The 22,530-nt window shown below is 47.1% G+C and carries 25 protein-coding genes and 12 tRNA genes; 29 read left to right on the forward strand and 8 right to left on the reverse strand.

Going from position 1 to position 22,530, the window contains the following annotated elements:
* Positions 1-5 precede the first annotated feature (5 nt).
* The 12 genes from BP97_RS0109330 (at position 6) to BP97_RS0109385 (ending at position 1,117) form a co-directional block, all read left to right on the forward strand.
* Positions 6-81: transfer RNA gene (locus BP97_RS0109330), tRNA-Thr, on the forward strand.
* A gap of 14 nt (positions 82-95) precedes the next feature.
* Positions 96-172 (forward strand) — tRNA-Asp (locus BP97_RS0109335).
* A 46-nt stretch (positions 173-218) separates the two neighbouring features.
* Positions 219-294 (forward strand) — tRNA-Phe (locus BP97_RS0109340).
* Between the two features lie 35 nt (positions 295-329).
* Positions 330-414, forward strand: a tRNA-Tyr gene (locus tag BP97_RS0109345).
* 5 nt (positions 415-419) lie between these two features.
* A tRNA-Trp gene (locus BP97_RS0109350) sits at positions 420-493 on the forward strand.
* 13 nt (positions 494-506) lie between these two features.
* Positions 507-582, forward strand: a tRNA-His gene (locus BP97_RS0109355).
* 16 nt (positions 583-598) lie between these two features.
* A tRNA-Gln gene (locus BP97_RS0109360) sits at positions 599-670 on the forward strand.
* A gap of 10 nt (positions 671-680) precedes the next feature.
* Positions 681-755: transfer RNA gene (locus BP97_RS0109365), tRNA-Gly, on the forward strand.
* 9 nt (positions 756-764) lie between these two features.
* Positions 765-838 (forward strand) — tRNA-Cys (locus BP97_RS0109370).
* Positions 839-845: 7 nt separating this feature from the next.
* Positions 846-934, forward strand: a tRNA-Leu gene (locus tag BP97_RS0109375).
* Positions 935-955: 21 nt separating this feature from the next.
* Positions 956-1,032, forward strand: a tRNA-Arg gene (locus BP97_RS0109380).
* Between the two features lie 5 nt (positions 1,033-1,037).
* Positions 1,038-1,117 (forward strand) — tRNA-Leu (locus BP97_RS0109385).
* 106 nt (positions 1,118-1,223) lie between these two features.
* Here the strand turns inward: BP97_RS0109385 and BP97_RS35755 are convergent.
* A complete protein-coding gene (locus tag BP97_RS35755) occupies positions 1,224-1,451 on the reverse strand; it encodes a hypothetical protein (protein WP_036745678.1) in 228 nt (75 codons plus the stop codon).
* 136 nt (positions 1,452-1,587) lie between these two features.
* Here BP97_RS35755 and BP97_RS0109395 point away from each other — a divergent pair, with 136 nt between their 5' ends.
* Positions 1,588-1,875 carry an alpha/beta-type small acid-soluble spore protein gene (locus tag BP97_RS0109395; RefSeq protein ID WP_028548864.1) on the forward strand — a complete coding sequence of 96 codons (288 nt, stop codon included), beginning with the start codon at positions 1,588-1,590 and terminating at the stop codon, positions 1,873-1,875.
* 100 nt (positions 1,876-1,975) lie between these two features.
* Here the strand turns inward: BP97_RS0109395 and BP97_RS39615 are convergent, their stop codons facing one another.
* The 3 genes from BP97_RS39615 to glpX form a co-directional block, all read right to left on the reverse strand.
* The gene (locus BP97_RS39615) at positions 1,976-3,028 is read right to left on the reverse strand and encodes a polysaccharide deacetylase family protein (protein WP_081823998.1); all 1,053 of its coding nucleotides are present in this window, start codon (positions 3,026-3,028) and stop codon (positions 1,976-1,978) included.
* Between the two features lie 78 nt (positions 3,029-3,106).
* The gene (locus tag BP97_RS0109405; RefSeq protein ID WP_028548866.1) at positions 3,107-3,925 is read right to left on the reverse strand and encodes a sulfite exporter TauE/SafE family protein; all 819 of its coding nucleotides are present in this window, start codon (positions 3,923-3,925) and stop codon (positions 3,107-3,109) included.
* 76 nt (positions 3,926-4,001) lie between these two features.
* Positions 4,002-4,973, reverse strand: coding sequence for a class II fructose-bisphosphatase (glpX, locus tag BP97_RS0109410; RefSeq protein WP_028548867.1), 972 nt, complete (start codon positions 4,971-4,973; stop codon positions 4,002-4,004).
* Positions 4,974-5,214: 241 nt separating this feature from the next.
* Here glpX and BP97_RS0109415 point away from each other — a divergent pair, with 241 nt between their 5' ends.
* The 3 genes from BP97_RS0109415 (at position 5,215) to BP97_RS0109425 (ending at position 8,258) form a co-directional block, all read left to right on the forward strand.
* Positions 5,215-5,868, forward strand: a complete 654-nt coding sequence (locus BP97_RS0109415; RefSeq protein WP_028548868.1) for a transcriptional regulator CcpN — start codon at positions 5,215-5,217, stop codon at positions 5,866-5,868.
* A 53-nt stretch (positions 5,869-5,921) separates the two neighbouring features.
* On the forward strand, positions 5,922-6,728 hold the full coding sequence (locus BP97_RS0109420) for a pyruvate, water dikinase regulatory protein (RefSeq protein ID WP_028548869.1): 807 nt from the start codon (positions 5,922-5,924) through the stop codon (positions 6,726-6,728).
* 222 nt (positions 6,729-6,950) lie between these two features.
* The gene (locus BP97_RS0109425; RefSeq protein ID WP_028548870.1) at positions 6,951-8,258 is read left to right on the forward strand and encodes a molybdopterin-dependent oxidoreductase; all 1,308 of its coding nucleotides are present in this window, start codon (positions 6,951-6,953) and stop codon (positions 8,256-8,258) included.
* A gap of 6 nt (positions 8,259-8,264) precedes the next feature.
* Here the strand turns inward: BP97_RS0109425 and BP97_RS35765 are convergent, their stop codons facing one another.
* The gene (locus BP97_RS35765; RefSeq protein WP_197035440.1) at positions 8,265-9,407 is read right to left on the reverse strand and encodes a GerAB/ArcD/ProY family transporter; all 1,143 of its coding nucleotides are present in this window, start codon (positions 9,405-9,407) and stop codon (positions 8,265-8,267) included.
* Positions 9,408-9,576: 169 nt separating this feature from the next.
* Between BP97_RS35765 and BP97_RS0109435 the strand changes: the two genes are divergently transcribed.
* The 4 genes from BP97_RS0109435 (at position 9,577) to BP97_RS0109450 (ending at position 13,255) form a co-directional block, all read left to right on the forward strand.
* Positions 9,577-10,221, forward strand: coding sequence for an MOSC domain-containing protein (locus BP97_RS0109435; protein WP_036745679.1), 645 nt, complete (start codon positions 9,577-9,579; stop codon positions 10,219-10,221).
* 36 nt (positions 10,222-10,257) lie between these two features.
* Entirely contained in the window at positions 10,258-10,887 is a 630-nt protein-coding gene (locus BP97_RS35770) for a molybdenum cofactor guanylyltransferase (protein WP_051620478.1), read from the forward strand.
* A gap of 117 nt (positions 10,888-11,004) precedes the next feature.
* On the forward strand, positions 11,005-12,009 hold the full coding sequence (gene moaA / locus BP97_RS0109445) for a GTP 3',8-cyclase MoaA (RefSeq protein ID WP_028548872.1): 1,005 nt from the start codon (positions 11,005-11,007) through the stop codon (positions 12,007-12,009).
* Between the two features lie 7 nt (positions 12,010-12,016).
* On the forward strand, positions 12,017-13,255 hold the full coding sequence (locus BP97_RS0109450) for a molybdopterin molybdotransferase MoeA (protein ID WP_028548873.1): 1,239 nt from the start codon (positions 12,017-12,019) through the stop codon (positions 13,253-13,255).
* Between the two features lie 123 nt (positions 13,256-13,378).
* Here the strand turns inward: BP97_RS0109450 and BP97_RS39620 are convergent, their stop codons facing one another.
* Positions 13,379-13,471 carry a sporulation protein YjcZ gene (locus tag BP97_RS39620; protein ID WP_079915073.1) on the reverse strand — a complete coding sequence of 31 codons (93 nt, stop codon included), beginning with the start codon at positions 13,469-13,471 and terminating at the stop codon, positions 13,379-13,381.
* A 383-nt stretch (positions 13,472-13,854) separates the two neighbouring features.
* On the opposite strand from BP97_RS39620, the gene BP97_RS0109460 reads away from it, so the two are divergent.
* Both BP97_RS0109460 and BP97_RS0109465 read left to right on the forward strand, forming a co-directional pair.
* Complete coding sequence (locus BP97_RS0109460) at positions 13,855-15,132, forward strand: ATP-binding protein (RefSeq protein WP_028548874.1); 1,278 nt, start codon at positions 13,855-13,857, stop codon at positions 15,130-15,132.
* On the forward strand, positions 15,129-16,319 hold the full coding sequence (locus tag BP97_RS0109465) for a GNAT family N-acetyltransferase (RefSeq protein ID WP_036745680.1): 1,191 nt from the start codon (positions 15,129-15,131) through the stop codon (positions 16,317-16,319). Before BP97_RS0109460 ends, BP97_RS0109465 begins: the two co-directional genes overlap by 4 nt.
* On the opposite strand, the gene BP97_RS0109470 is transcribed toward BP97_RS0109465, so the two are convergent.
* Positions 16,285-16,779 carry a hypothetical protein gene (locus BP97_RS0109470; protein ID WP_028548876.1) on the reverse strand — a complete coding sequence of 165 codons (495 nt, stop codon included), beginning with the start codon at positions 16,777-16,779 and terminating at the stop codon, positions 16,285-16,287. The genes BP97_RS0109465 and BP97_RS0109470 overlap by 35 nt on opposite strands.
* A 231-nt stretch (positions 16,780-17,010) precedes the next feature.
* On the opposite strand from BP97_RS0109470, the gene BP97_RS0109475 reads away from it, so the two are divergent.
* The 7 genes from BP97_RS0109475 to BP97_RS0109505 all read left to right on the forward strand — a co-directional run bounded on the left by BP97_RS0109475 (position 17,011) and on the right by BP97_RS0109505 (position 21,924).
* The gene (locus BP97_RS0109475; protein ID WP_028548877.1) at positions 17,011-17,313 is read left to right on the forward strand and encodes a LiaF transmembrane domain-containing protein; all 303 of its coding nucleotides are present in this window, start codon (positions 17,011-17,013) and stop codon (positions 17,311-17,313) included.
* Positions 17,314-17,374: 61 nt separating this feature from the next.
* Positions 17,375-18,064: a PspA/IM30 family protein gene (locus BP97_RS0109480; protein WP_028548878.1), complete on the forward strand. Its 690-nt coding sequence runs from the start codon at positions 17,375-17,377 to the stop codon at positions 18,062-18,064.
* Positions 18,061-18,594: a PspC domain-containing protein gene (locus BP97_RS0109485; RefSeq protein WP_028548879.1), complete on the forward strand. Its 534-nt coding sequence runs from the start codon at positions 18,061-18,063 to the stop codon at positions 18,592-18,594. The genes BP97_RS0109480 and BP97_RS0109485 overlap by 4 nt, the downstream gene beginning before the upstream one ends.
* A 2-nt stretch (positions 18,595-18,596) precedes the next feature.
* Complete coding sequence (locus BP97_RS0109490; RefSeq protein ID WP_028548880.1) at positions 18,597-19,307, forward strand: PspA/IM30 family protein; 711 nt, start codon at positions 18,597-18,599, stop codon at positions 19,305-19,307.
* Between the two features lie 159 nt (positions 19,308-19,466).
* Positions 19,467-20,132, forward strand: a complete 666-nt coding sequence (gene liaF / locus BP97_RS0109495) for a cell wall-active antibiotics response protein LiaF (RefSeq protein WP_028548881.1) — start codon at positions 19,467-19,469, stop codon at positions 20,130-20,132.
* 69 nt (positions 20,133-20,201) lie between these two features.
* Positions 20,202-21,296 (forward strand): sensor histidine kinase, encoded by a 1,095-nt coding sequence (locus BP97_RS0109500; protein WP_028548882.1) that lies wholly within the window; start codon positions 20,202-20,204, stop codon positions 21,294-21,296.
* Positions 21,274-21,924, forward strand: coding sequence for a response regulator (locus tag BP97_RS0109505; RefSeq protein WP_028548883.1), 651 nt, complete (start codon positions 21,274-21,276; stop codon positions 21,922-21,924). Before BP97_RS0109500 ends, BP97_RS0109505 begins: the two co-directional genes overlap by 23 nt.
* On the opposite strand, the gene BP97_RS0109510 is transcribed toward BP97_RS0109505, so the two are convergent.
* The gene (locus BP97_RS0109510) at positions 21,902-22,498 is read right to left on the reverse strand and encodes a TetR/AcrR family transcriptional regulator (protein WP_028548884.1); all 597 of its coding nucleotides are present in this window, start codon (positions 22,496-22,498) and stop codon (positions 21,902-21,904) included. The genes BP97_RS0109505 and BP97_RS0109510 overlap by 23 nt on opposite strands.
* Positions 22,499-22,530 lie beyond the last annotated feature (32 nt).

Below are 22,530 nucleotides of genomic sequence, written 5' to 3' on the forward strand. Positions count from 1 at the left end.
AATATGCCGTTGTAGCTCAATTGGTAGAGCAACTGACTTGTAATCAGTAGGTTGGGGGTTCAAGTCCTCTCGACGGCACCATGTTTGTCTAATGCGGAGCCGTGGTGTAGAGGCCTAACATGCCTGCCTGTCACGCAGGAGACCGCGGGTTCGAATCCCGTCGGCTCCGCCATTTCTTTAATAGAAATGAACGGAATTGGACAAGATATAGCTTATAAGGCTCGGTAGCTCAGTCGGTAGAGCAGAGGACTGAAAATCCTCGTGTCGGCGGTTCGATTCCGTCCCGAGCCACCATAGGCGTACTGCTAATGCAGAGGGGCCAAACATATGGAGGCTTAGTGAAGTGGCTAAACACGGCAGACTGTAAATCTGCTCTCATCGAGTTCGGTGGTTCGAATCCATCAGCCTCCACCATTTATAGGGGCATAGTTTAAAGGTAGAACAAAGGTCTCCAAAACCTTTGGTGTGGGTTCGATTCCTGCTGCCCCTGCCAATTAAATACTGTGGCGGTCGTGGCGAAGGGGTTAACGCACTGGTCTGTGGCTCCAGCATTCGTGGGTTCAAGTCCCATCGATCGCCCCATTATTTTTTCAATTATTGGGGATTAGCCAAGCGGTAAGGCAACGGACTTTGACTCCGTCATGCCTAGGTTCGAATCCTAGATCCCCAGTTTATTATATGCGGAAGTGGCTCAGCGGTAGAGCATCGCCTTGCCAAGGCGAGGGTCGCGGGTTCGATTCCCGTCTTCCGCTCCAAATTAATTAGGCGCCATAGCCAAGTGGTAAGGCAGAGCTCTGCAAAAGCTTTACCCCCAGTTCGAGTCTGGGTGGCGCCTCCATCTTTACGCCGGAGTGGCGGAATCGGCAGACGCACAGGACTTAAAATCCTGCGGTAGGTGACTACCGTACCAGTTCAAGTCTGGTCTTCGGCACCAGTTAATTACAAATCAATATTTGCGCCCTTAGCTCAGCTGGATAGAGCGTTTGACTACGAATCAAAAGGTCGGGAGTTCGAATCTCTCAGGGCGCGCCATACTAGCCGGTGTGGCGGAATTGGCAGACGCGCGCGACTCAAAATCGTGAGGGAAACCGTGGGGGTTCGAGTCCCTTCACCGGCATATAAAAAAACCATTAGATAACATATCTAATGGTTTTTTTATATGTTCTATTCAAAGTAAGATGCAGAGCAGAAAGCAGCTTAAAAGACGAAACTCTGTATGCTAATCACAGCCGTGCAAAATATTGATTTAGAGAATCCAATATTTCTGCACAGTATGCTGTTTCCTCTTCCGTATCCGATTTTGATTCGGAATGCTCATCCTTTTGAATTTGTTCAAACCGTTGAACGAGCGCATCGGTTACGAATTCCGCGCTCACGCCATAATGCTTAATAATGGCAAAGAGACCATCCAGGTTGGTGTGATTATCAATAATTTCAGATAAATGACTCATGATTCTGGTACCTCCTCAAAGCTTTGGATTCAGCTTAATTATTGTTGACGGTAAATCAATGTTTTATGTAAGTATAGGACCGGTTGTTTAGGCTTATTCTATACTTATACTTCCATGAAGAGAAAGGAGCACTGTCATGGCAAGAAGAAGGAGCAGCAGCAGGCTGCTAGTCCCTAGTGCCTCTCAGGGGATGGAGCAGTTTAAAGGGGAAGTCATGAAGTCGCAAGGTTTTGCCGTCAATATGAACAAGCCGGATGATGTTAAATACGAGGTGGCCAAGACGCTAGGCATTCCGCTCACGTCCAATGGAAACGGACATTTATCAACGGAGCAGGCAGGGAAGATTGGTGGTAGAATAGGCGGATCCATGGTCAAAGAGATGATAAGGATGGCACAGCAAAAGCTGTTGGAAGATCGAAAGTAGCCGCTTTGATGGACCACTAAGTACCGCTATATAGTAAGCGGATTAAAGAGAAGCCTTCGTTACCCCTTCTGGGCTAATGAAGGCTTTTTTCTTCATATGTCTATAGCTGCTTGGATACTTTAAGAAGCTCAGGTAAAGTGACTAATCGATATCCCTTGGACTGCAATGACTCGATAATGGTTGGTAGTGCGGCTACAGTCCCGGTCAAATTCTGGTTTGGTCCTCCGCCGGAATGCTGTAAAATAATCGAGCCTGCCCCTGCGTGGTTCAGAATATTTGCTGTGACTTCTGCTTGACTAAGCTGCTTCCAATCCCGCGAATCAACGTTCCAATTAACAATTGTATAGTGGTGCTTGGACGCCCATAGCAATTGGCTTTCCGTTATTTCTCCGTAAGGCGGGCGAATCAGCCTGGGGGTATAACCGATGGTGCCATTTATTACTTTTTGTGTTTTAGCAATTTGTGACTGGAACTGTTCATCTGATAGTTTGGTTAGTAAGGCATGGTTATAAGTATGATTCCCGATAACATGTCCTTCCCTATGCATCCGTTTGACAACAGATGGATGCGCTTCAGCAAGGCGACCTACAACAAAAAAGGTTGCTTTAACATTATATTTTTTCAAAATATCTAATACTTGCAGTGTGTACTGTGTATCAGGGGCATCGTCAAAAGTCAGCGCAATTTGTTTGGAGCTGGTGGACCCTTTTAGCAGCAGCAGGTCAGGGTATTTTTTTACAAGCTGGCTTAAGGTGAGACGTTTGGCTGCCGTTGATTTTTTGGAAGCGGTTGAAGCAGGCGTGCCCTCTGTCGGCTTGGAAAGCTTTTTTTCCGCCTTACGAACGGATGTTGAAGGTGCTTGCACATTTAAATGCTGGTTGCTTGGTTGTTGAATTTGTGGAGAAGGCTGTGCCTCCGGTGTAGGAGAAGGCGTGATAGCTGCAGTGGTCGGTGGCCTAGTCGCTTGGGATGGCGCAGTAACTACTGGAGATTTTGGAGTACTGAGCTTATCCGACTGCTTAGACTCGTTCTGCAGCTCCGTGGTATGTACGAACGGGGTTGGAGCAGAGCGTTCCGGCTGATGCGTGCATCCGGCTAAGCTCAAGGAAGCAATAGAAATGCATAAGGTTATTTTGACAACATCTGGTCTCATACGATCTCCCCCTTGCACAAAGATGCTTTTAGTGTTGGCGAAAGGGGGAGGGATTATCCTACATTAAGAAATGACATACTACCCGGCCGCAACACCTTCCCAAATCATTTTGATTGCAACGATGAAGAAGGTAATACGAAGGATCCAGAGCAGCTTTTTGCTGCTAAGCTTGCTTGCAATTTTGGCGCCAAGCCAGCCTCCCACCAGGGCACTAGGGGCAAGTCCAAGCACCATCCATCCGTCAATTTCCCCCAAGCTGAGGTGGGTAAAGGAACCCATAATGGATGATAAGAAAATAACAAACATGGAGGTGGCTGTAGCAATATGAGGAGGATACCGGAAAATGATCACCATAGCTGGCACAAACAGAGAACCTCCGCCGATGCCAAACAAACCTGATATGAAACCGACAGCCAGTCCAATGATCAGTGCAGGAATGATTCCGTAGCCGTATTCGTGAGTTTTCCCTTGTGCATCGATAAACGATCTTTGAATGGCCCACTGGATGTTCAAAGGCTTCATATAGTCGCGCAGCACAAGCAGTATCGCCATAATAAACATAAAGATGCCGAAGCTGAGCTGGAATGATTTTGCGTTAACGAATTGGGTCGTATAAGATCCAAGCATTGCTCCAGGTCCACAAGTGATGAAATAAATCCAGCCGCTTTTGAAATCAACCCGTTTTTGTTTGAAAAAGGTGAGTGTAGAGGATAAAGCAGTGAAGATGAGAACAGCCAATGAGGTACCGACAGCGGTAGCGACGGAGATTTCTTGGCCAACAAAAATAGGACCCAAGTAGACAAGGGCAGGTACGATGATGACGCCCCCACCCAAGCCTACAAGACTCCCAAATGTCGCCGCAAGCAAGCCTACAGCTGTGTAAAATAAAATTGACATCCTAAAAACCTTCTCCCGTGATGTGTTGTGTACGACCATTGTATCACAGGAGAGAAAAGGATCTATATATTGCTGGTTATAACGAAGTTAAAATCTGAGGTTTATTAGGTAAATAATGAATGGAGCGAATGAATCGTACGGTTTTGGTCTGTGCCCGCATAACAATAGAATGGGTCTCTGCGCGCTGATTGGCCAAATACTGCACACCACCTAAAAATTCCCCTGGGGTAATGCCAGTTGCGGCAAAAATAACATCCTCTGTTCCAATCATATCCTTCATGCTTAATAGCTTTAAAGGATCATCCATCCCCATATTCAGGCAGCGGTTGAACTCTTCATCGTTGGAAGGCATGAGTCGTCCTTGCAGTTCGCCGCCGAGGCAGGAAAGTGCAGCGGCAGCTAATACTCCTTCTGGAGCTCCGCCAGAGCCGACGTAGAGATCAATACCCGATTCGGACAGTGCAGGAGCCATCGCGCCGGCAACATCCCCGTCACTTAATAATTTGATACGCACACCGACACGGCGCAGCGTTTGAATCATTTCTTGATGGCGTTCGCGGTCTAGAATCATGACGGTCAAATTGCTTAGAGGCTTATCCAGGATCTGTGCAGCTTTTTGCAGAGTTACTTCAAGAGGATCATTTAGATGTAGTTTTCCTGCTAATGCAGGGCCTACAGCCAGTTTTTCCATATACATATCAGGAGCATGCAATAAGCACCCTTTGTTAGCAATAGCAATGACGGCAAGTGCGTTGTTCAGTCCTTTTGCGACCAGCTCTGTGCCTTCCAAGGGATCGACAGCAACGTCTACTTCTGGACCTTGTCCGTTACCAACCTGCTCGCCGATATACAGCATAGGGGCTTCATCCATTTCCCCTTCTCCTATAACCACTGTACCTTGAACGGAAACGGAATCAAACATGGTCCTCATAGCAGAAGTGGCTGCGCCGTCCGCTTGAATCTTGTCTCCCCGGCCCATCCATTGAGCTGCTGACAATGCGGCAAGCTCCGTTACGCGAACAATTTCCAGTGCTAGTTCTCTTTCCATGTACATAGCCCCCATATCCGATTTTTTCTGTGTAGTGTTATCAATTGATTAAATAAGATACAACGTTTAATAAATATAGTATAATAATTAGTGATAAAACGTGCAATATATTTTATTTCACACCTACTTATTATTTATTTAAAGCTCATTATGAGTCATGAATGGATTCATTATATAAGTTTGAATCATTATTTGGTACAATGCAGGTAACATTGTATGCTCGATATAAAGACAGGAGGTTATGACCATCGAACTGACAGCCCGCCAATTACAAATAGTAGAATTGGTCAAACAGCATGCGCCGATTACGGGTGAGCAGATTGCGGAAATGCTCGGATTAAGTCGCCCTACACTTCGTTCTGATTTGGCTTTGCTCGTAATGCTCGGTTATGTCGATGCGAAGCCCAAGGTAGGTTATTCACCTGGCTCTGCTATGTCCTCAGGAAGTCAGGCTTCCCGTAGATTGCAGTCGCTTAAAGTTAAAGATGTACAGTCCATGCCGGTCATCGTAAGAGAAAACGCTTCGGTTCATGATGCGGTCGTGTCGCTTTTTATGGAAAATGTGGGGAGCTTGATCGTTGTAGATGAAGAGAGCTGCCTAACAGGGGTCATTTCCCGTAAAGATTTATTGAAATTTACATTGGGCAACACGGCGGCTGCGTCTATGCCGGTTAGTATGGTCATGACAAGGGAGCCGAACGTAGTCCATGTGAATCCTGAGGATACAGTTATCGATGCGGCACGCAAAATGATTCATCATCAGGTTGATAGCCTTCCCGTGGTGATCCGCTCAAAGGCTGATACCGCACAAGGTCGTACCCGATGGGACGTTGTAGGTCGTGTTACTAAGACGATAATGACTCAAATTCTGCTGGAGCTTGCAACTGAGCCTTGAGTGATACGGAATGTGAATTAAAAAGTGTGTAAATAAAGGAGAAGAACCGGATGATGAAAGACGACCAACATTACGAAATCACGATTTGCTCTGACTCGGTAGGGGAGACCGCTGAAGCGGTTGTGAAAGCAACAATGCGCCAATTCGATGCACAGCAGGTCAGGACGAAACGTATCGGTCATATCAAGCATGAGGATGAAATCCGCGCGATTATGGAGGAAGCTGCGAAGCGCGGGGGCTTCGTAGCTTATACACTGGTGCAGCCGGAGCTTCGTGAAATGATGAGGGAAGAAGCGGTCCGCTTGGGGGTACGCGCGGTCGATATTATGGGCCCCATGATGCAGGCTTTTATCGATACTTTCAACGATTCGCCCAAGCGTAAGCCGGGCTTGCTGCATGAATTGGATGATGATTATTTCAAAAGGGTAGAGGCCATTGAGTTCGCTGTAAAATGTGATGATGGCAGAGATACGAGCTCGTTGTTGAAGGCGGACATCGTGCTGATCGGTGTTTCTAGAACGTCGAAGACTCCGTTAAGCATCTTTTTGGCACACAAGGGCATAAAGGTTTCGAATCTGCCGCTTGTGCCTGAAGTAAAGCCTCCTAAGGAGTTGTTTCTATTACCGGGCAACCGGATCGTCGGTCTTATTATGGATGCGGACAAGCTGTTGAAAATACGTACGGAGCGCTTGAAAGCGGTTGGGTTACCTTTTGGAGCGAAATATGCGGCTATGGAGAGAATCATGGAAGAGCTGGATTACGCGAAAAATTTGATGAAACAGGTTGGGTGTCCGATCATTAACGTGACGGATAAGGCCATTGAGGAGACAGCAGGCATTATTATGGGTTATAAGCAGTAAGGCTCTGAATACTTAAGCATGAGATGTACGCTTTGCGGGCGTAGGTTTCATGCTTCTTTTTGATGGTTGGCTTGGTCGGTTCGAGAATACATACTAGGGTAGCATGGGCTGGACGATAAGTGGTATGTTACAATAAAAGAAAAGAGTACCAGAGACCATTAAAGGATTAAAAGAGTTGGGTTGAATGAACAGGATGCTCGTCCTAATGAGGAGGGTGCTAAGGTGGATGCTTGGAGAAGCTGGTTAAAGGAGTCTTTCGGTAAAAAGCTGAAACGGCTGCATGCTTGGAACGCGTGGTTGGTAGCTCTGCTGGCTTTAACGGGTGTTGTACTGTATATCCCTACGATACGTGGGGATCTAGGAGCTTTTCGAGTATTTTTAAAGCAGGCACACAGTGTACTAGGCATCGTTTCCATCCTGATTATCTTATACTATATCCGTTATATCCCGAAGCATTGGAGGCAAATCCGGCAAAAAATAAATCAGCGCTGGAATTTAGTGATTGTTCTTATGCTGCTGGCGGGCTGGAGTGTGACAGGACTCATCTTGTGGCAGTTCCGAAGCTTCCCCCCAATATGGAGCAATGCGGCGCTTGTGCTGCATGACTTGTTCACATGGGTAGGTATTCCCTATGCGGTGTATCATTCTGTTTCGAGAAGCCGATGGTTGAAGGCAATGAGACGGAGGGAGCGTGAAGCCTCATCTCAGAGCGAGAAGCATGAGGGAGTCTCCGCTAAAGCGGTGGCATCAGAAGATAGTGAAATTTTACCTCAAGCACAAATCGATTATTGGAAGAAGGCTCCGATTTCGCGGGCTGCCTTTATTCGCTGGGTTATAGGGCTGGCTATCGTGTTCGGAGTAGGTCCGGCGTTTTATCGCTGGTTGAAGACGGTAACAGATACCGGAGGGGCCGAGCTGGATCAATTGGCAGGAGAGGACGCGAATCGGATGCTCCCTGCGCCAGAGGCGCTTCCTGAATCGAATCCGCCTGTCGGAGGTGGAGGACAAGGGCAATTTAGGATTTACACGGTCACGGACATCCCGGCTTTTTCGAGTGAAAACTGGAAATTTACGGTTGGAGGACTGGTAGAGAAGCCTCTCTCCTGGAGTTGGGAGGAATTTCTTAAGCTAAAACGCAAAGTACAGGTCAGTGATTTTCACTGTGTTACAGGTTGGTCTGTTTATAAAGTAACCTGGGAGGGCATTCCATTATCCGAGCTGCTGGCTATGGCAGATGTGAAGAACACAGGCCGCTTTGTCAAAATGTATTCGGGAGACAAGGTATATACGGATTGTTTATCGTTGGAGCAGGCGCAGATGGAGGATATTATGGTAGCCGTTCTCATGGATGGCAAGCCAATCCCTCAACAGCTGGGAGGTCCGGTCCGATTGGTCGTGCCCCAGATGTATGCCTATAAATCAGTCAAATGGCTTCAAGCTATTGAGCTGATCGATAAAGAGCATATCGGTTATTGGGAAGTGCGCGGTTATGACAATGACGCTTGGGTAAGCAAAAACAGATTGTCATAACCGTCTTCAGCTTTCCTCAGAAGATGGAGCCTTCAAGGGGAACTGGCTGGCCGGTTCCTTTTGTTTGCTCCATTTTTTTCGAGCGAGGGCTATCAATAGAAGCAAAATAGGTATTACAAGCTGAATGGTAATATAAAAAAACACGAGAGACGTGGATAGAAGATGGTTCAGCACTTCCCGGCTTGAAGCAATCCATCTGCTATAAACGAGAGACATATAGCCTACAGCAAAAACGATCGATCGATATCTTGGAAGGTTGAGCCACTGGGCGACTATCAGTACCAGGACATAATAAACGACGGATATTTTGATGAACATCCCAAGCACCCATATGGCCATAGCAATAGCTTCTAAATGCTCCAGAAAGTCGGCAAGACTGATGTAACGCGCTGCTAGCATGACCGGATAGCTGTAGCTGTCGACAAGGTCTCCAAGCAACAGCAAGCTGATGATGCCGCATAGCACCATGGATACCATAACCGCCAATACGGAAATAAACGCCCATTTCAGCTCTTTCTTATGATTGGCTATAAAAGGGAGCAGAAAGCTGATATCGAAGAATTCCGTGAACCAGGTTTGGGTTGGAATAGCTGCTTTGAGAGATGGTGCTACACCGTGCTCAAATACAGGCAGCATATTGTCCGGGTCAAGATCTGGTATCGCTAAAGCAAAAATCAGCAACAGAAGAACGACAACAATGGGGACGAAAAACTGAGAGACCCGTCCCAACACTTCTAAACCACTACGAACAGCAAAAGCGCAAACGAGAATCATGCTGCTCATGACAATAATGATTGGAGTTTGGTGTAAAAATGCATCCATAATAAATTCACCGTATTCTCTAATCATAATTCCGAGGTTGATAAAGTAAGAGATGACATAGATGAATCCTATTGTCTTCCCAAGTGTCAATCCAAGAATGTCGGTGCTGTACTCAATCATGCTTTGTCCAGGATAAAGTTTGTGCAGCCAATACATCACACAAACGATCAAAAAACCAGCCAGCGAGGCCCAGATGGGGGCAATCCATAAGTCTTTGTCCGCAAGCTTTGCGGTGATAGAGGGAACGGAGAGAATCGATGTGGATATGATAGTCGGGAACATCAGCACTCCCATCTGGAATGAAGAGATTCGCCCCTTTTCAATCATGCTGCAAGTCCCCCCATGTTTCATACTACTTCTTATTTTATCCTTTCCAGTAGAGCGTTAAACGGTAAAAACCAATGATTCATATAGCGATCAGAACGATTTTCTTTTATAGTAGTAAGACATTACTTTTCGCAGGCGTGGAAGTCTGTTTATAGAGGAGATTGACGAGATGCAGCTGTTGTCGTTAAATGTAGGGAAGCCTATCGTAATCGAGTATAAAGGGAAACCATTAGAGACCGGAATTTACAAGCAGCCTGTTGAAGGCAACGTATATCTGTCGTCCATTCAGCTGGACGGGGATGGTCAAGCGGATCTGATTAACCATGGAGGAAAAGATAAAGCCGTTTGCGTCTATTGTTCGGAGCATTTCGGATTTTGGCAGGAGCAGCTTGGTCGTGAGCTGTCCTACGGAGCTTTTGGAGAAAATTTCACCGTTTCAGGAATGATGGAATCAGGGGTACATATCGGCGATATATTCGAGATCGGAGAAGCCATTGTGCAAATCACCCAACCCAGACAGCCATGCTTCAAGCTTGGCAAGAGGTATGATATGCCTCAGCTGCCGATACAGGTGCAAAACACAGGCTTTACAGGGTATTACTTTCGTGTTCTGAAGGAAGGGAATGTGGCTAAAGGTCAGCATTTCAACCTCGTGGAGCGTCATCCTGGAGCTATAACTATACTTGAGGCAAACCGATTGAAGTATCATGATAAAAGTGATTGGGACGGGATTCGGGCATTGCTTGAAGTCGAGGCGCTCTCAGAGAGCTGGAGGGCATCTTTTCAAAAACGATGGGATGGAGCAGAAGGCTAGCAGCTAATATCCTATCCGATATGGAGGAATGGGCCGATGAACGGGAGGCAAGAATCACTTTCAGGGGTTGTGCTGGCCGGAGGACAGAACCGTCGAATGGGCGGCCGTCTGAAGGCAATGCTGCAGTTGCAAGGTCAGCTATTTATCGAGAGGCAGCTGGAGGAGCTTGGCAAGCTGTGCGGAGAAATTCTGATCATAGCAAACGATCCGGCTCCTTTTGAAAAGCTGCTGCTTGCACACAGCGATAAGAACTTGCGGGTAATCCCCGATTTAATGCCTGGGAAAGGCCCGCTTGCAGGTATGCAGGCAGCAATGGAAGCGGCACAAGGGGAAACCTTGTGGGTTGTCGCTTGTGATATGCCTAATATATCGGAAGAGTCGGCTAAAGCAATGCTGGAGCTGATAAACGATGATTATGACGCCGTGGTACCGATACTTGACGGCAGAACGCAGCCGCTTCATGCTATTTATCAGGTGAAGCAATGTAAGGACATCTTAGATGAATTGCTCGCGGCCAATCAGTATAGGGTTATGGAATTTATGCATAAGCTGAATTACAAGCAAGTGGATGAACAATTCTTTGTTGAGAAAGGCATCTCGGTCGAATTTGCAGTAAATGTTAATGATCCAGAACAATATGAGAAGCTTCAGTATGAAAATAAGTAAATGTTAGAAAACATGACATTGAACTATTTTTTTACATTGAAGTATGCCATAATAGAATTAATTATTGAAGCAGGAAAGTGACGGAACAATAAAAGTGGATAACGGAGGTGAGCTGTGATGTCAGTCATTTTAACGGATCGTTTCGGTCGGGTTCACGATTATTTACGCATTTCGGTTACGGATCGTTGTAACCTTCGCTGTGTTTACTGCATGCCTGAGGAAGGGATGCAGTTCGAGCCCGACGAACGACTGCTGACCTTTGATGAAATTGTCGAGGTGGTTCGGGTGCTGGCAGCTCTTGGACTGCGCAAGCTGCGCATCACCGGAGGAGAACCGTTGGTAAGAAAAAACATCGAGCAGCTCATAGCCCGTCTCTCTGCCATTAACGGTATTGAGGATATCGCCTTGACGACGAATGGAATATTCTTTGCCTCAAAAGCGGAACAGCTTCGTGCTGCTGGTTTGACGCGGATTAATATCAGCTTGGATTCGTTACGTGCTGACCGCTTCTCCTTGATTACCCGCGGTGGGGACATTAACCGGGTGCTGAATGCCATCGATGCGGCTTATCGTGTAGGCTTGAATCCTATCAAGCTGAATGTGGTGCTGATGAAGGGCTTGAATGATGATGAAATCGATGATTTTCTGCAAATGACTATTGACCGTAAAATACAGGTTCGATTTATTGAATATATGCCTATCGGTCATGACGATGCCGGCTGGAAGAGCAAGTATGTCCCGTTAAGCAAAGTCACGGATCGATGTGCGGAGCGTGGTTGGCAGGTCACTCCGTATGGGGAAATCTATGGCAACGGCCCTTCTCAAAACTTTCAGATCGAAGGAGCTCTCGGCACCTTCGGTTTGATTCATCCGGTGAGCGATCATTTTTGTGAAACATGCAATCGTCTTCGCCTTACGGCTGACGGAAACATTAAACCTTGCTTGTACTGGTCGGATGAGTTCAATGTTAGAACCTATATTGGCAACGATCAAGCTTTGGCGGACTTATTCCTCAAAGCGCTGGAAGTGAAGCCGGAAAGCCATGAAATGGCTAAAGCGCTGCTAAACGAGCAGCAAAGTCACATTCCTACGCTGCGGAGAATGTCGCAGATAGGGGGATAAAGCCAACGTGTCCGGAATAAGGTTTCAAAGAAAAGCGGTCTCCGTCCTCGAAGCCCAGCAGGCAGTGCTTGGAAGGGTCAGGCACCAGGAGATAGAAGAAGTGCCTCTGACAGAAAGCTTCGGACGTCGTCTGGCAGCAGCGGTGTCGGCGGATCAGCCGATGCCGCATTTTCGCCGTTCTGGAGTAGATGGCTATGCGATATGCGCTTCGGACAGCGAACCAGCCTCTCCAGAAAGCTCTGTCACACTGGAGGTAGTAGAGCACATTTATGGTGGAGATGTGCCGCAACGCAGTATCCAGTCGGGCCAGGCTTCCCGTATTATGACAGGAGCGGTAGTACCCGATGGTGCTGATGCTGTGATTATGCTTGAGATGACGGAGACTCGGGAACGGCATGTGTATATTCGCAAGAGGATGGCTGTAGGAGACAATATCACCCCGATTGGTCAAGAGGTAGCCGCAGGTGAGATGCTCTTACAAGAGGGACAAACGATCGGAGCGGGAGAGACGGCTATTCTGGCTGCTTTCGGGTATTCAAGTGTCCCCGTATACCGTAAGCCGCGCGTTGCGATTATCTCGACGGGATCGGAGCTGCTGGACGTAGGCAAGTCGCTAGAGCCTGGAAAAATACGCAACAGCAACAGCTATATGCTGGCTTGTCAGGTACGGGAAGCAGGCGGAGAGGCCATCATTATGCCGAAGGTGCCGGATGATCCGGCGAAGCTTGAAGAAGAGCTGTTGAATGTAATGAAAGAGGCGGATTTGGTTCTAACAACAGGGGGCGTATCGGTAGGGGACAAGGATGTGCTTGTCGATGTGTTCGAGCGCTGGGAGGGGGAGCTGCTCTTCAATAAAGTAGCAATGCGGCCTGGAAGCCCGACTTCTGTCGGTGTGTGGAAGGATAAGCTGCTGTTTGCCCTCTCTGGCAACCCGGGTGCCTGCTTTGTAGGCTTCGAGCTTTTTGTACGGCCTTATTTGTGTGGTTTAATGGGTTGCAGCGCGCGGATGCATAAGGAGGTAGAGGCTCGCTTGCTTACCGATTATTCCAAGGGGTCTGCTTATCCCCGCTATGTACGTGGAACGCTTGTTATGGAGCATGGAATGCTCGGAGCAAAGCCGGCAGGGATGGACAAATCAAGCATTATGGTATCCATAAAGGATGCCGATTGCTTAATTCACATTCCAGCAGGCGGCAGAGGTGCTTCGGCGGGCGAGATGGTAAAAGTATTGCTTCTGAATCATTAAAAGATAAATAGTATGAAAAACAACCCCCGAGAAGGCGTATGAACGCCATTTCGGGGGTTGTTCTTTTGATGCTAGAGAGGCGTTTCGCTAAAATGCTCTAGCAATCCGCGCATCTCGTAAGAATTAATACAATACTCCGCGAGTAACAATAACCAGCAGGATGAACAATACAAGGATTACACCTGTGCTTGTGAAAACTCCGCCAACACCGCTCATTCGACATCCCCCTTTCAGAAGACATGATATACCATATGTAAGGGAGATGGCTGCTGATTGGACTAGAGCCCGATCGCGGTGAGGAAAAAAGCCCGTATTCGACTAAGTAATCGGAAATAATTCCCTTCATTAATAGAAATTTTAGCCTCATAATGGTAATATGTCCATATACTGTACTCTGAATACATTGATATTTGGGGGTTATTCTTATCTGCCTGACAGGTTGTCAGCAGTAACAAGATTGGGAATCCTGAGCAACAAGACGAGGAACGTAGAGGAGGATGAGCCGCTGTATAAAGTATGATTGACGTTCATGTTTCTAGAATGTGGTAATCGGACAATAAAAAATAGGTTACTGTGATGAAAGGGGGCGTGCTTAAGATTTGAGTCATCTGCTGTTAAACGTGCTGATCATTTGGGCATGCATCTTTTTGTATCAGGTGCTGTGGCTGGATAGGCTAAATCATAATATTAAGCTGGATAAGCCTGTACTGACGGGTGTGCTCGCGATAGGTTTGACAGGGTGCATGTCGTTTCAAATTTGTTCTTTCCAGGAATACTTATTCGATTTACGCGGTGTATTGTTAATCATCGGAAGCCTGTATGGAGGCATATTCGTCGGGCTGATCCTATCTGTATTTACCATCCTTGTACGTGTACTTCAGGGAGGGGCCGAGCTATGGTCTATGGTAATCATTGTTATGTTGGGATGGATGTTCATATCCTATTTTGGCCGCAAATATCGTCTCCTTCCGATGAAAAAGAAGCTGCTTGCCGGGACACTTCTGGCAGGTTGCGTCGGAGAGCTTATCATAGTTTTAATCTATCTGTTGAGGCCTGAATATAGTCATTGGAGCTTCCGGATGGTATGCCATATGCTGATATTTGGTCTGCTGCATGCCGTTTGCGCTTATATGAGTATTTATTTTATTGAAAAGATGAATGAAAATTCGATCATGAAAGCCGAGATTCAACAGAAGGAAAAAATGCAGATGCTAGGTGAGCTTGCCGCCTCGGTCGCGCATGAAATTCGTAATCCGATGACGGTAGTTCGTGGATTCATGCAGCTGATGAATACGCACAGTACGGCATTAAAACGTTTTAATGATTATGCTCCTTTAATTATAGAGGAATTGGACCGCGTAGAGTCCATCTTAAGCGATTATTTGTCATTCGCCAAGCCGCATGACTCCGCATGGGAGAAGCTTAATTTAAGCGAGCAGATGTCTCAGGCGGTGGAGTTGGTTAAGCCTTATGCTAATATGCACCATGTGGAGATTCAGACCTGCTGGCAGACAGCGCTAACCATTTATTTTGACCGTAAAAAATTAAGGCAGCTGATTGTAAATCTGATTAAAAATGGAATTGAGGCAATGCCAGACGGAGGAAAGTTGCATTTGGAGCTGTACCGAGAGGACGATCATGCCATTATTCGTATTTTGGATGAAGGAATCGGGATGTCTGAGGAAGAATTGAAACGATTGGGATCCCTCTTTTATTCCACCAAAACAAAAGGAACGGGCATAGGGATTATGATCTGTTATAAAATAATAGAGACGGCTAATGGAACTCTTCAGCTGCAAAGCGAGAAGGGCAAAGGGACCACGGTAACCATCAGGCTGCCTTTATCAGTCCAAGAGAGGATGGGGAAAAAGACTTGAAATCGTTTGTTATTCGCCATATTCCAAAAGAGCATTTTCAAGATAGTTTGTCATTATCGGAGTTCGCTTTTCAATACGAGGTACCTAAGGAGGAGAGGGAGAAGAAAATCTCGCTTCTGAAGGAAAAAGAATGCTGGGGAGCTTATGTGGATGGAAAGCTGGCAGCCCGCATGACAGTAATGGATTTACATACATGGCTTTATGGTAAGCGATTCGCCATGGGAGGTATTGCTTCGGTAGCGACTTGGCCAGAATATCGAAGAGGTGGCTTGGTATCCGGATTGTTAAGCAATGCGCTGCAGGTTATGCGGGAGCAGGGACAAACCCTCTCGTACTTGCATCCGTTTCAATTCGCATTCTATAGGAAATTCGGCTGGGAGACTTATACGGAAACAAAACAATACGAGATACCTACCTCGCTCCTTCCGAAACTGCCTCACCAGCCCGGCCGCATAGTCAGAGTCGGCAGAGATATAGAGCTGCTTAACTCCATATATCAACAATATGCTACGGGATATAACGGAACGTTGGATCGTGACGACGCATGGTGGAACAATCGGATTTTTAACGCGAAAAAAGGGACTGCGGCCGTTTATTATGATGCATCCGGTTCTCCATCAGGTTATGTTCACTATGAAGTGAAAAATCAAGTATGCCGAATCCATGAGTTGGTGTATCTTCATCAGGAAGCATGGAAAGGGTTATGGCGGTTTATCGCCGATCATGATTCAATGATTGAGAAGGTAACGATAAGCGTTCCCGCAGATGACCGTATGTCATACTTACTGGATAATCCTCGTATAAAGCAGGAAACGATTCCTTACTTTATGGCCAGAATTGTAGACGTCAAACCTTTTTTGGAGCAATTTCCGTTTGCGGCTACACGAGAAGGTTTAGAAGGAAGTTTGAGGCTGAGGGTTACGGACGCTCATGCCGAATGGAACGACGGTGAATTTTTATTGGAGATTTCTCCGGATGGACATGTTCATGTTGAGAAGATGACAGAAGGTGAAAGCTCTGCACCGGTCATAGCCTGTGGTATCGGAACGCTAACCGCGATGTTGATGGGATATCAGCGGCCAACGTTCCTGCATGAAATCGAACGCTTGCAGGGAGATCAAGAGTCTGTTCGTCTGCTTGAATCCATTATTCCTAAGGCCCAGACGTATTTGCCTGACTTTTTCTAGCCAGCTCCAGCAGACCGTGCTGCTGCAAAAATGACTCCGGATCGCTCGGACAATCGAATACGTATGGCTTGCCCTCACTGCTGAATACAAGCAGATGAGGGCTTTCTTTTTCCTTTGAGTCAATAAATAGGTACAATTCAGCCGCGTTCATGGTGAGCCAATTATGTTGAACGGGAAGAGGGGGCTGAAGAGGTATATGTACGACGATCCCTGATTCGGCTTCAACGCGAGCTCTTAAAGAGAGACTGTGCACAGCCTTCAACCAGCTTGCCGCTTGCTCACGAAAATCGGGAGTATTAGGTAGTGTTGCTACAACTTGCTCTTGCTGCACATCAAATACCTGTACGGGAGGTTGCGGCTCGGCATGAACGGAAGACATGGAGGTTAGGCATATCAAAGCGGCAATCCATGCAGAACGTAAAAGCATGCTGCCATAACGTGAAGTACGGGGGCGATTCAAGGGGCATCTCTCCGATTCATTGGATTTTATAGCTAGTATGACTCATTAAATAAGAGTTCATCCCTTGAAGCGATCCCTTGTCTTTTGAACGACTTTGACTAAGGTCTGTCCTTCTCCCCGACTTTGGTCTAGGTGCAAAAACCGACGCAGGTCCGTTTTGGAAAAAACCTAAAGAGCCTAAAATAAAGACATGAACGAACGACATGACAACGAAAGGCGGTGAATACATAAATGAGACTAAATCGACACAGTGGTCTGGCGCTGCTGCTTATCTTCTTCGGAGCCATCATCCTGTTGAATAAGATTGGATTTCACACAGGACATATTATGAGCTACGTATTTCCATTAGCTCTAGTCGGGTTAGGTTGGCTTGGTATTAAGAACGGACGCTCTGCAATCGGTTGGATCTTGCTCGTATTCGGAGGTTTGATTCTTCTCGGCAAACTATCCGGGTTAATTGCTATCGCGGTTGCTATCGGATTTATCTGCTACGGTGTATCCATCTTGAGGAAGAAATCACACGACGCTTATTAATTCAGATAACATAACGATCTTGTCAAAGGATGAATGATTACGAAGAAAAGGTGGTAAGAGCATGAGTTTAGGCAAAAGATTCAGGGACATTACGGTAGCGACGTTCAACGAAATGCTGGAACAATCGGAAGATCCGGTACGCTTGATTGATAAATATTTGAATTCGCAAGCTGAGCAAATCCGCGAATCAGAAAAGCTCTTGCAGCAATGCTTATCCCACGCTGCATCGCTTAGACAGCAATATATGAATGCAGCTCAGTTGAAAGAACGCCGTGAGCAGCAGGCAGTTATCGCTTTAAAAGCAGGCGAGGAAGAAGTTGCCCGCATTGCGCTGCAGGAGAAATTGCAGCAGGAGGAGCGCAGCACGCAGTACAAAGCGCTGTATGAGCAAAGCAAGCTCGGTATCGTCGAGTTGGAGGAACAGGTTCAGCAGCTTAAGTCGGACTTCGAGGAAGTGGCTGCTAAGCGCAGCTACTACATTGCAAGGCTCGAAAGCGTACGCCTCCAGCAGCGCATGAATGAACGTCTGCGCGGTATGGGCGGCGGGTTTGGCGCAGCGCAGCCTAGAATGTTTGACAGGCTGGAGGATCGCGTATCCGATATGGAGATGACGGCGCGCACGCTCCGGGAAGTCCGCTCGCAAAGCCGGGACGCTTTCATGGCGGCAGGCACAGCAGCATCTCAAGTGCTGGAGAGTGAGTTAGCTAAGCTTAAATCGAAACTACAGCAGGAGGGCTGGATGCGATCATGACCAGAATATACCGTTCACGAATCGACCGTAAAGTGACCGGCCTCTGCGGAGGATTATCCGATACATTAAGAATTGATTCGAATTTACTTAGATTGATTGTTGTCGTAACAGCGTTCTTTTCCGCTGGAGTGGTTATCCCGCTGTACTTCCTGGCTGCTTTGGTCATACCAAGCGAGCCATACCCAGAAGGTCCTTACTCCTCCGGCGGTTACGGCTATGGAGGACCTGGTCAAGGCCAATGGAATCAGGCAGGCGCAGGATCCCAATGGGGCTCCGGTTTCGGAAGAAAGCGTCACTGCGGCTCGCATAGACGCGATGATAGAGATCCACGCGGTCAACAGTTTGAAGGACAATATAACCAAGCAGGATATGGATACGAGGGTCAGCAGCAATCTAAGGATCAAGCTGGCTCCAATCTGGACGATATGATGAAAGATATCGAGAAAAAAGCAATGTGGAAAGAAATTGAGGAGCTTCGCAGCAAAGTGGCTCAATACGAAAAACAACAACAATCTAAGGGAGATGTTTAATAATGGGAGTATTTTCTAGAATTAAAGATATGACGAAAGCGTCGATGCATGAACTGTTGGATAAAGTGGAAGATCCTATTGTTATGCTGAATCAATACCTTCGCGATATGGAAGAGGAGATTGCTCAAGCCGAAGTGACGGTTGCTCGTCAAATCGCAACGGAGCGCAAGGTGAAAGAGCGTTGGGATGAAGCCATTCGTTTGACGGCACAGCGTGAAGAACAGGCTAAGGAAGCTTTGAAAAATGGCCAGGAAGCAGCTGCTCGTCAAGCTTTGGAACAAAAGCTCTACTACGAGGGCAAAATTACGGAGTATGCCGAGATGCATGCTGGGTCCAAAGCGCAAGCTGAAGAACTGGTCCAACAGCTTCATGAGATGAAGGATGCGTTCTATCAAATGCGCAACAAGCGCAGCGAGCTTGTATCCCGTGCTCAATTGGCGAAAGCTAAGAAGCAAATGGCTGAAGTAACTACGAATAATGTGATTGATGGCGGCAATGCAGTAAAAGGGTTCCGTCGCATGGAAGATAAAATTCTTTCCTTGGAAGTGGAAGCTGAAATTGCTCGCAAACCTTATGTGAATACTTATACATCCGGAACCGGATTCGCCGGAACGGCAGGAGGATATGGCGCGGTCGACACAGAAAAGCAGCAAAAAGTCGACGATCAGCTTCAGCTCTTAAAAGAAAAGCTCAATGCGGAAAAATCCCAATAAGGAAAAGCTGTGAATCGCAACTTAAAATCCTCTTTGAGGCTATAACAAATTATGATATGCTAGGAAAGGCAAAAAGCCATAGGGCAATTCAAGGCCGCTATGGCTTTTGCGCCTATCAAAGGGCGAACCAGAATCGACATAAGAAGGGAGGCAGCACGGATGAAGAAGAATTGGCGAAGTCGGAACAATAACCGAAACGTGGCTCTAATTTTGATCGGTGTCGGTATCTACCTGCTACTCGATAACCACTTCGGCTTTTTCACCGTGTTGGCTCTTTTATTTATACTTTTCGGCATTAATAAAATAAGAACAGCGTCAGTACGAAAAGGATATATATTTATCGGAATCGGATTGGTCATTCTGATTGGGGGGAATCTCTCCCTGCTGCTAGCGGTTGTGCTGATCTCTCTCGGTTTCTTCTATATACGCTCCAAACAGCTTCAACGAGGGGATGACTATGTCAGGAAGCAAAGCTTGATTGAAAGCATTCGCTGGGGAAGAGAGCCATGGGTACTGCGCAGCAGCTCCATATGGAATGTACTGGGTGAACTGCAGATCGATCTGACCTATGCCATTCCTGAGCAGCAGGAAACGACGATAGTACTGCAGGGCGTCATTGCCGATGTGGATATCATCGTACCTGAAGATATGGGAGTGTCGGTAACCTCCTCGGTCTTGTTCGGACAATCCGATATCGGACCATTGAAGGAAGCCGGAGCCTTGAATAAAACGGTATGGCAGTCCCAAAACTATGAGACGGCAGATACTAGAGTGAAGCTGCTGATCTCTTATGTTGTAGCTGATGTGGATATCAAGATCGTATAGTGCAACAAAATGCCGCATAGTTATCGTCTATGATTTAATGCGGATTAGATAAAATTGGAGGCCGAATGGATGGAAGGGCATGATAAGCGACTGACCAACATGATATGGCGAAGCATGGGCGAGTCGATAATCCTCAGCCTTCTTTTGTTTGGGGTCATCGTGTACTTTCTTAGTTCCAACGGCTACATAAAGGAATTCACCACTTGGCAGGAAGGTGTGCAGCTCAGTCTGACGGTCATTGGAATCGTAACCGTGATTGGCGGTGCCTACGGACTGTGGAACAGCAGCAAGACGAAGCGTCGTCTGGAGCTGCTCCGTGAAGTGATGATATCTCTGGAAAAAGGAAACTTAAGCCGTAAGGTGCCTCCTTTGGGGGAAGATGAGATAGGTCGGCTTGGAGAGCAGCTGAACCAAATTACGAAAAAATGGGAGGAGCAGGTGACCTCACTCCAGCGATTGTCGAGCAATAATGCACAGCTGGCTCAAAAAGCGAAATATTCGGCCATAGTGGAGGAGCGGCAGCGACTGGCACGAGAGCTCCATGATGCTGTCAGTCAGCAATTGTTCGCGATCTCGATGACTGCAACTGCCGTAGGAAGGACACTCGATAAGGATTTCGACAAAACGTTGTTCGAGAAGGCAAAACGGCAAATTCATCTGATTGAAGAAATGGCATCTGTAGCCCAATCGGAAATGCGCGCGCTTCTCTTACATCTGCGCCCTGTGCATCTTGAAGGAAAACGGCTTGCTGAAGGTCTGCTAGAGCTTCTGCAGGAGCTTATGGCCAAGGTGCCTATGGAAATAGCATGGGAGCTGGAAGACGATGTGAAGCTGCCAAAAGGCATAGAGGACCATCTATTCCGGATTGTACAAGAAGCGATGTCGAATGCGCTGCGGCATTCCAAGGCAACCAAGATGGAGGTTCGACTTACGCAGCCATCGAGCGATGCGATTCGCTTACTTATCCGGGATAATGGGGTTGGCTTCGATCTCGACGCGAAAAAGCACGCTTCCTACGGGATTGTCACGATGAAAGAGCGTGTAAATGAAATTGGTGGCTCATTGAATTTAATTACGGCGCCAGGCAAAGGAACTAGGATTGATATACGGGTACCGATTTTGGCGGAAGGGGGAGACCTGGATGGAGAACGAGATGGCGATTAAAGTGCTGCTGGTCGACGACCATGAAATGGTGCGGATCGGCTTGGCCGCTGTGCTGAGCACGGAGGAAGATATTGAGGTAGTAGGTGAGGCCAGCAATGGTGCTGAGGGCATACGTTTGGCTCAGGAATACAGGCCTGATGTGGTTCTTATGGACTTGGTCATGGAAGGAATGGACGGGATCGAAACGACCCGACGGCTTCTTCAGCTGTATCCCGAATGTAAGGTCATCGTGCTGACGAGCTTTTTGGATGATGAGAAAATGTACCCGGTAATTGAAGCGGGAGCCTTCAGTTACTTGTTGAAAACATCCCGTGCTGCCGAAATTGCGCAAGCGATCCGGGCTGCGGTGAAAGGTCAATCCATCCTGGAATCTCAGGTTGCTTCCAAAATCATGAATCGCTTCCGCCAGCCAAAGGCTGCGGCTCCTGCTCACGAGGAATTAACGGAGAGGGAAATGGAAGTGCTTCGCTTAATTGCTTCCGGCAAATCCAATCAGGATGTGGCTGATGAGCTGTTTATCGGCATTAAAACGGTTAAGTTTCATGTCACGAATATTCTTGCGAAGCTGGGTGTGGAGGATCGAACACAAGCGGCGATCTACGCCTTTAAGAACGGTCTGGTGGAGTAGCGGCAATGCCGTCCCAATAGATGCGCCATACACCGTCCAATCGCTGTTCAAATTGCGGTCGGCCATAATAAAATAACTGGAGAAAGCAGCCGTCCATCAAACATAGATAGGAGGCTAGCAGCTCCTCGACGGGCTCATCGCGGATGAGTCCTTTTTGTATACCTGTCGAAAAAATGTCGTGAAGCGGAGCGGTAAACATATGTTCGATTTCGATGAATTTTTGCTGGAGCTGTTCTTGGAGGAAGGTGGGAGGGAACAGCATGGCCCTTCGCAGGAAGGTGATTTTTTCTTCACTTATCAAATAATTGTCGCAAGAGTCCTGCAAAATGGCAAAGAGCTTTTCTTTAATGGAGTAATCGATGATAGACGTCAATAATTGTCTGACACGGGCTGCATGTTCTTGGAGCAAATCCTCGAACAGCCGTAGGAATAAGTCTTCTTTGCTGCGAAAATGAGCGTATAGCGACGGCGTTTTAATACCGACTTCCTTGGCAATGTCCGATAAAGGGGTACCCTCATACCCGTTACGTGCAAAGTGGCGTAAAGCAGCGGCTTTAATCGTGCTAGAAGTCATTTATCAGAGCTCCATTTCCTAATGAATGATCG

Source organism: Paenibacillus sp. UNC451MF (assembly GCF_000686845.1).
Lineage (GTDB): Bacteria > Bacillota > Bacilli > Paenibacillales > NBRC-103111 > Paenibacillus_S.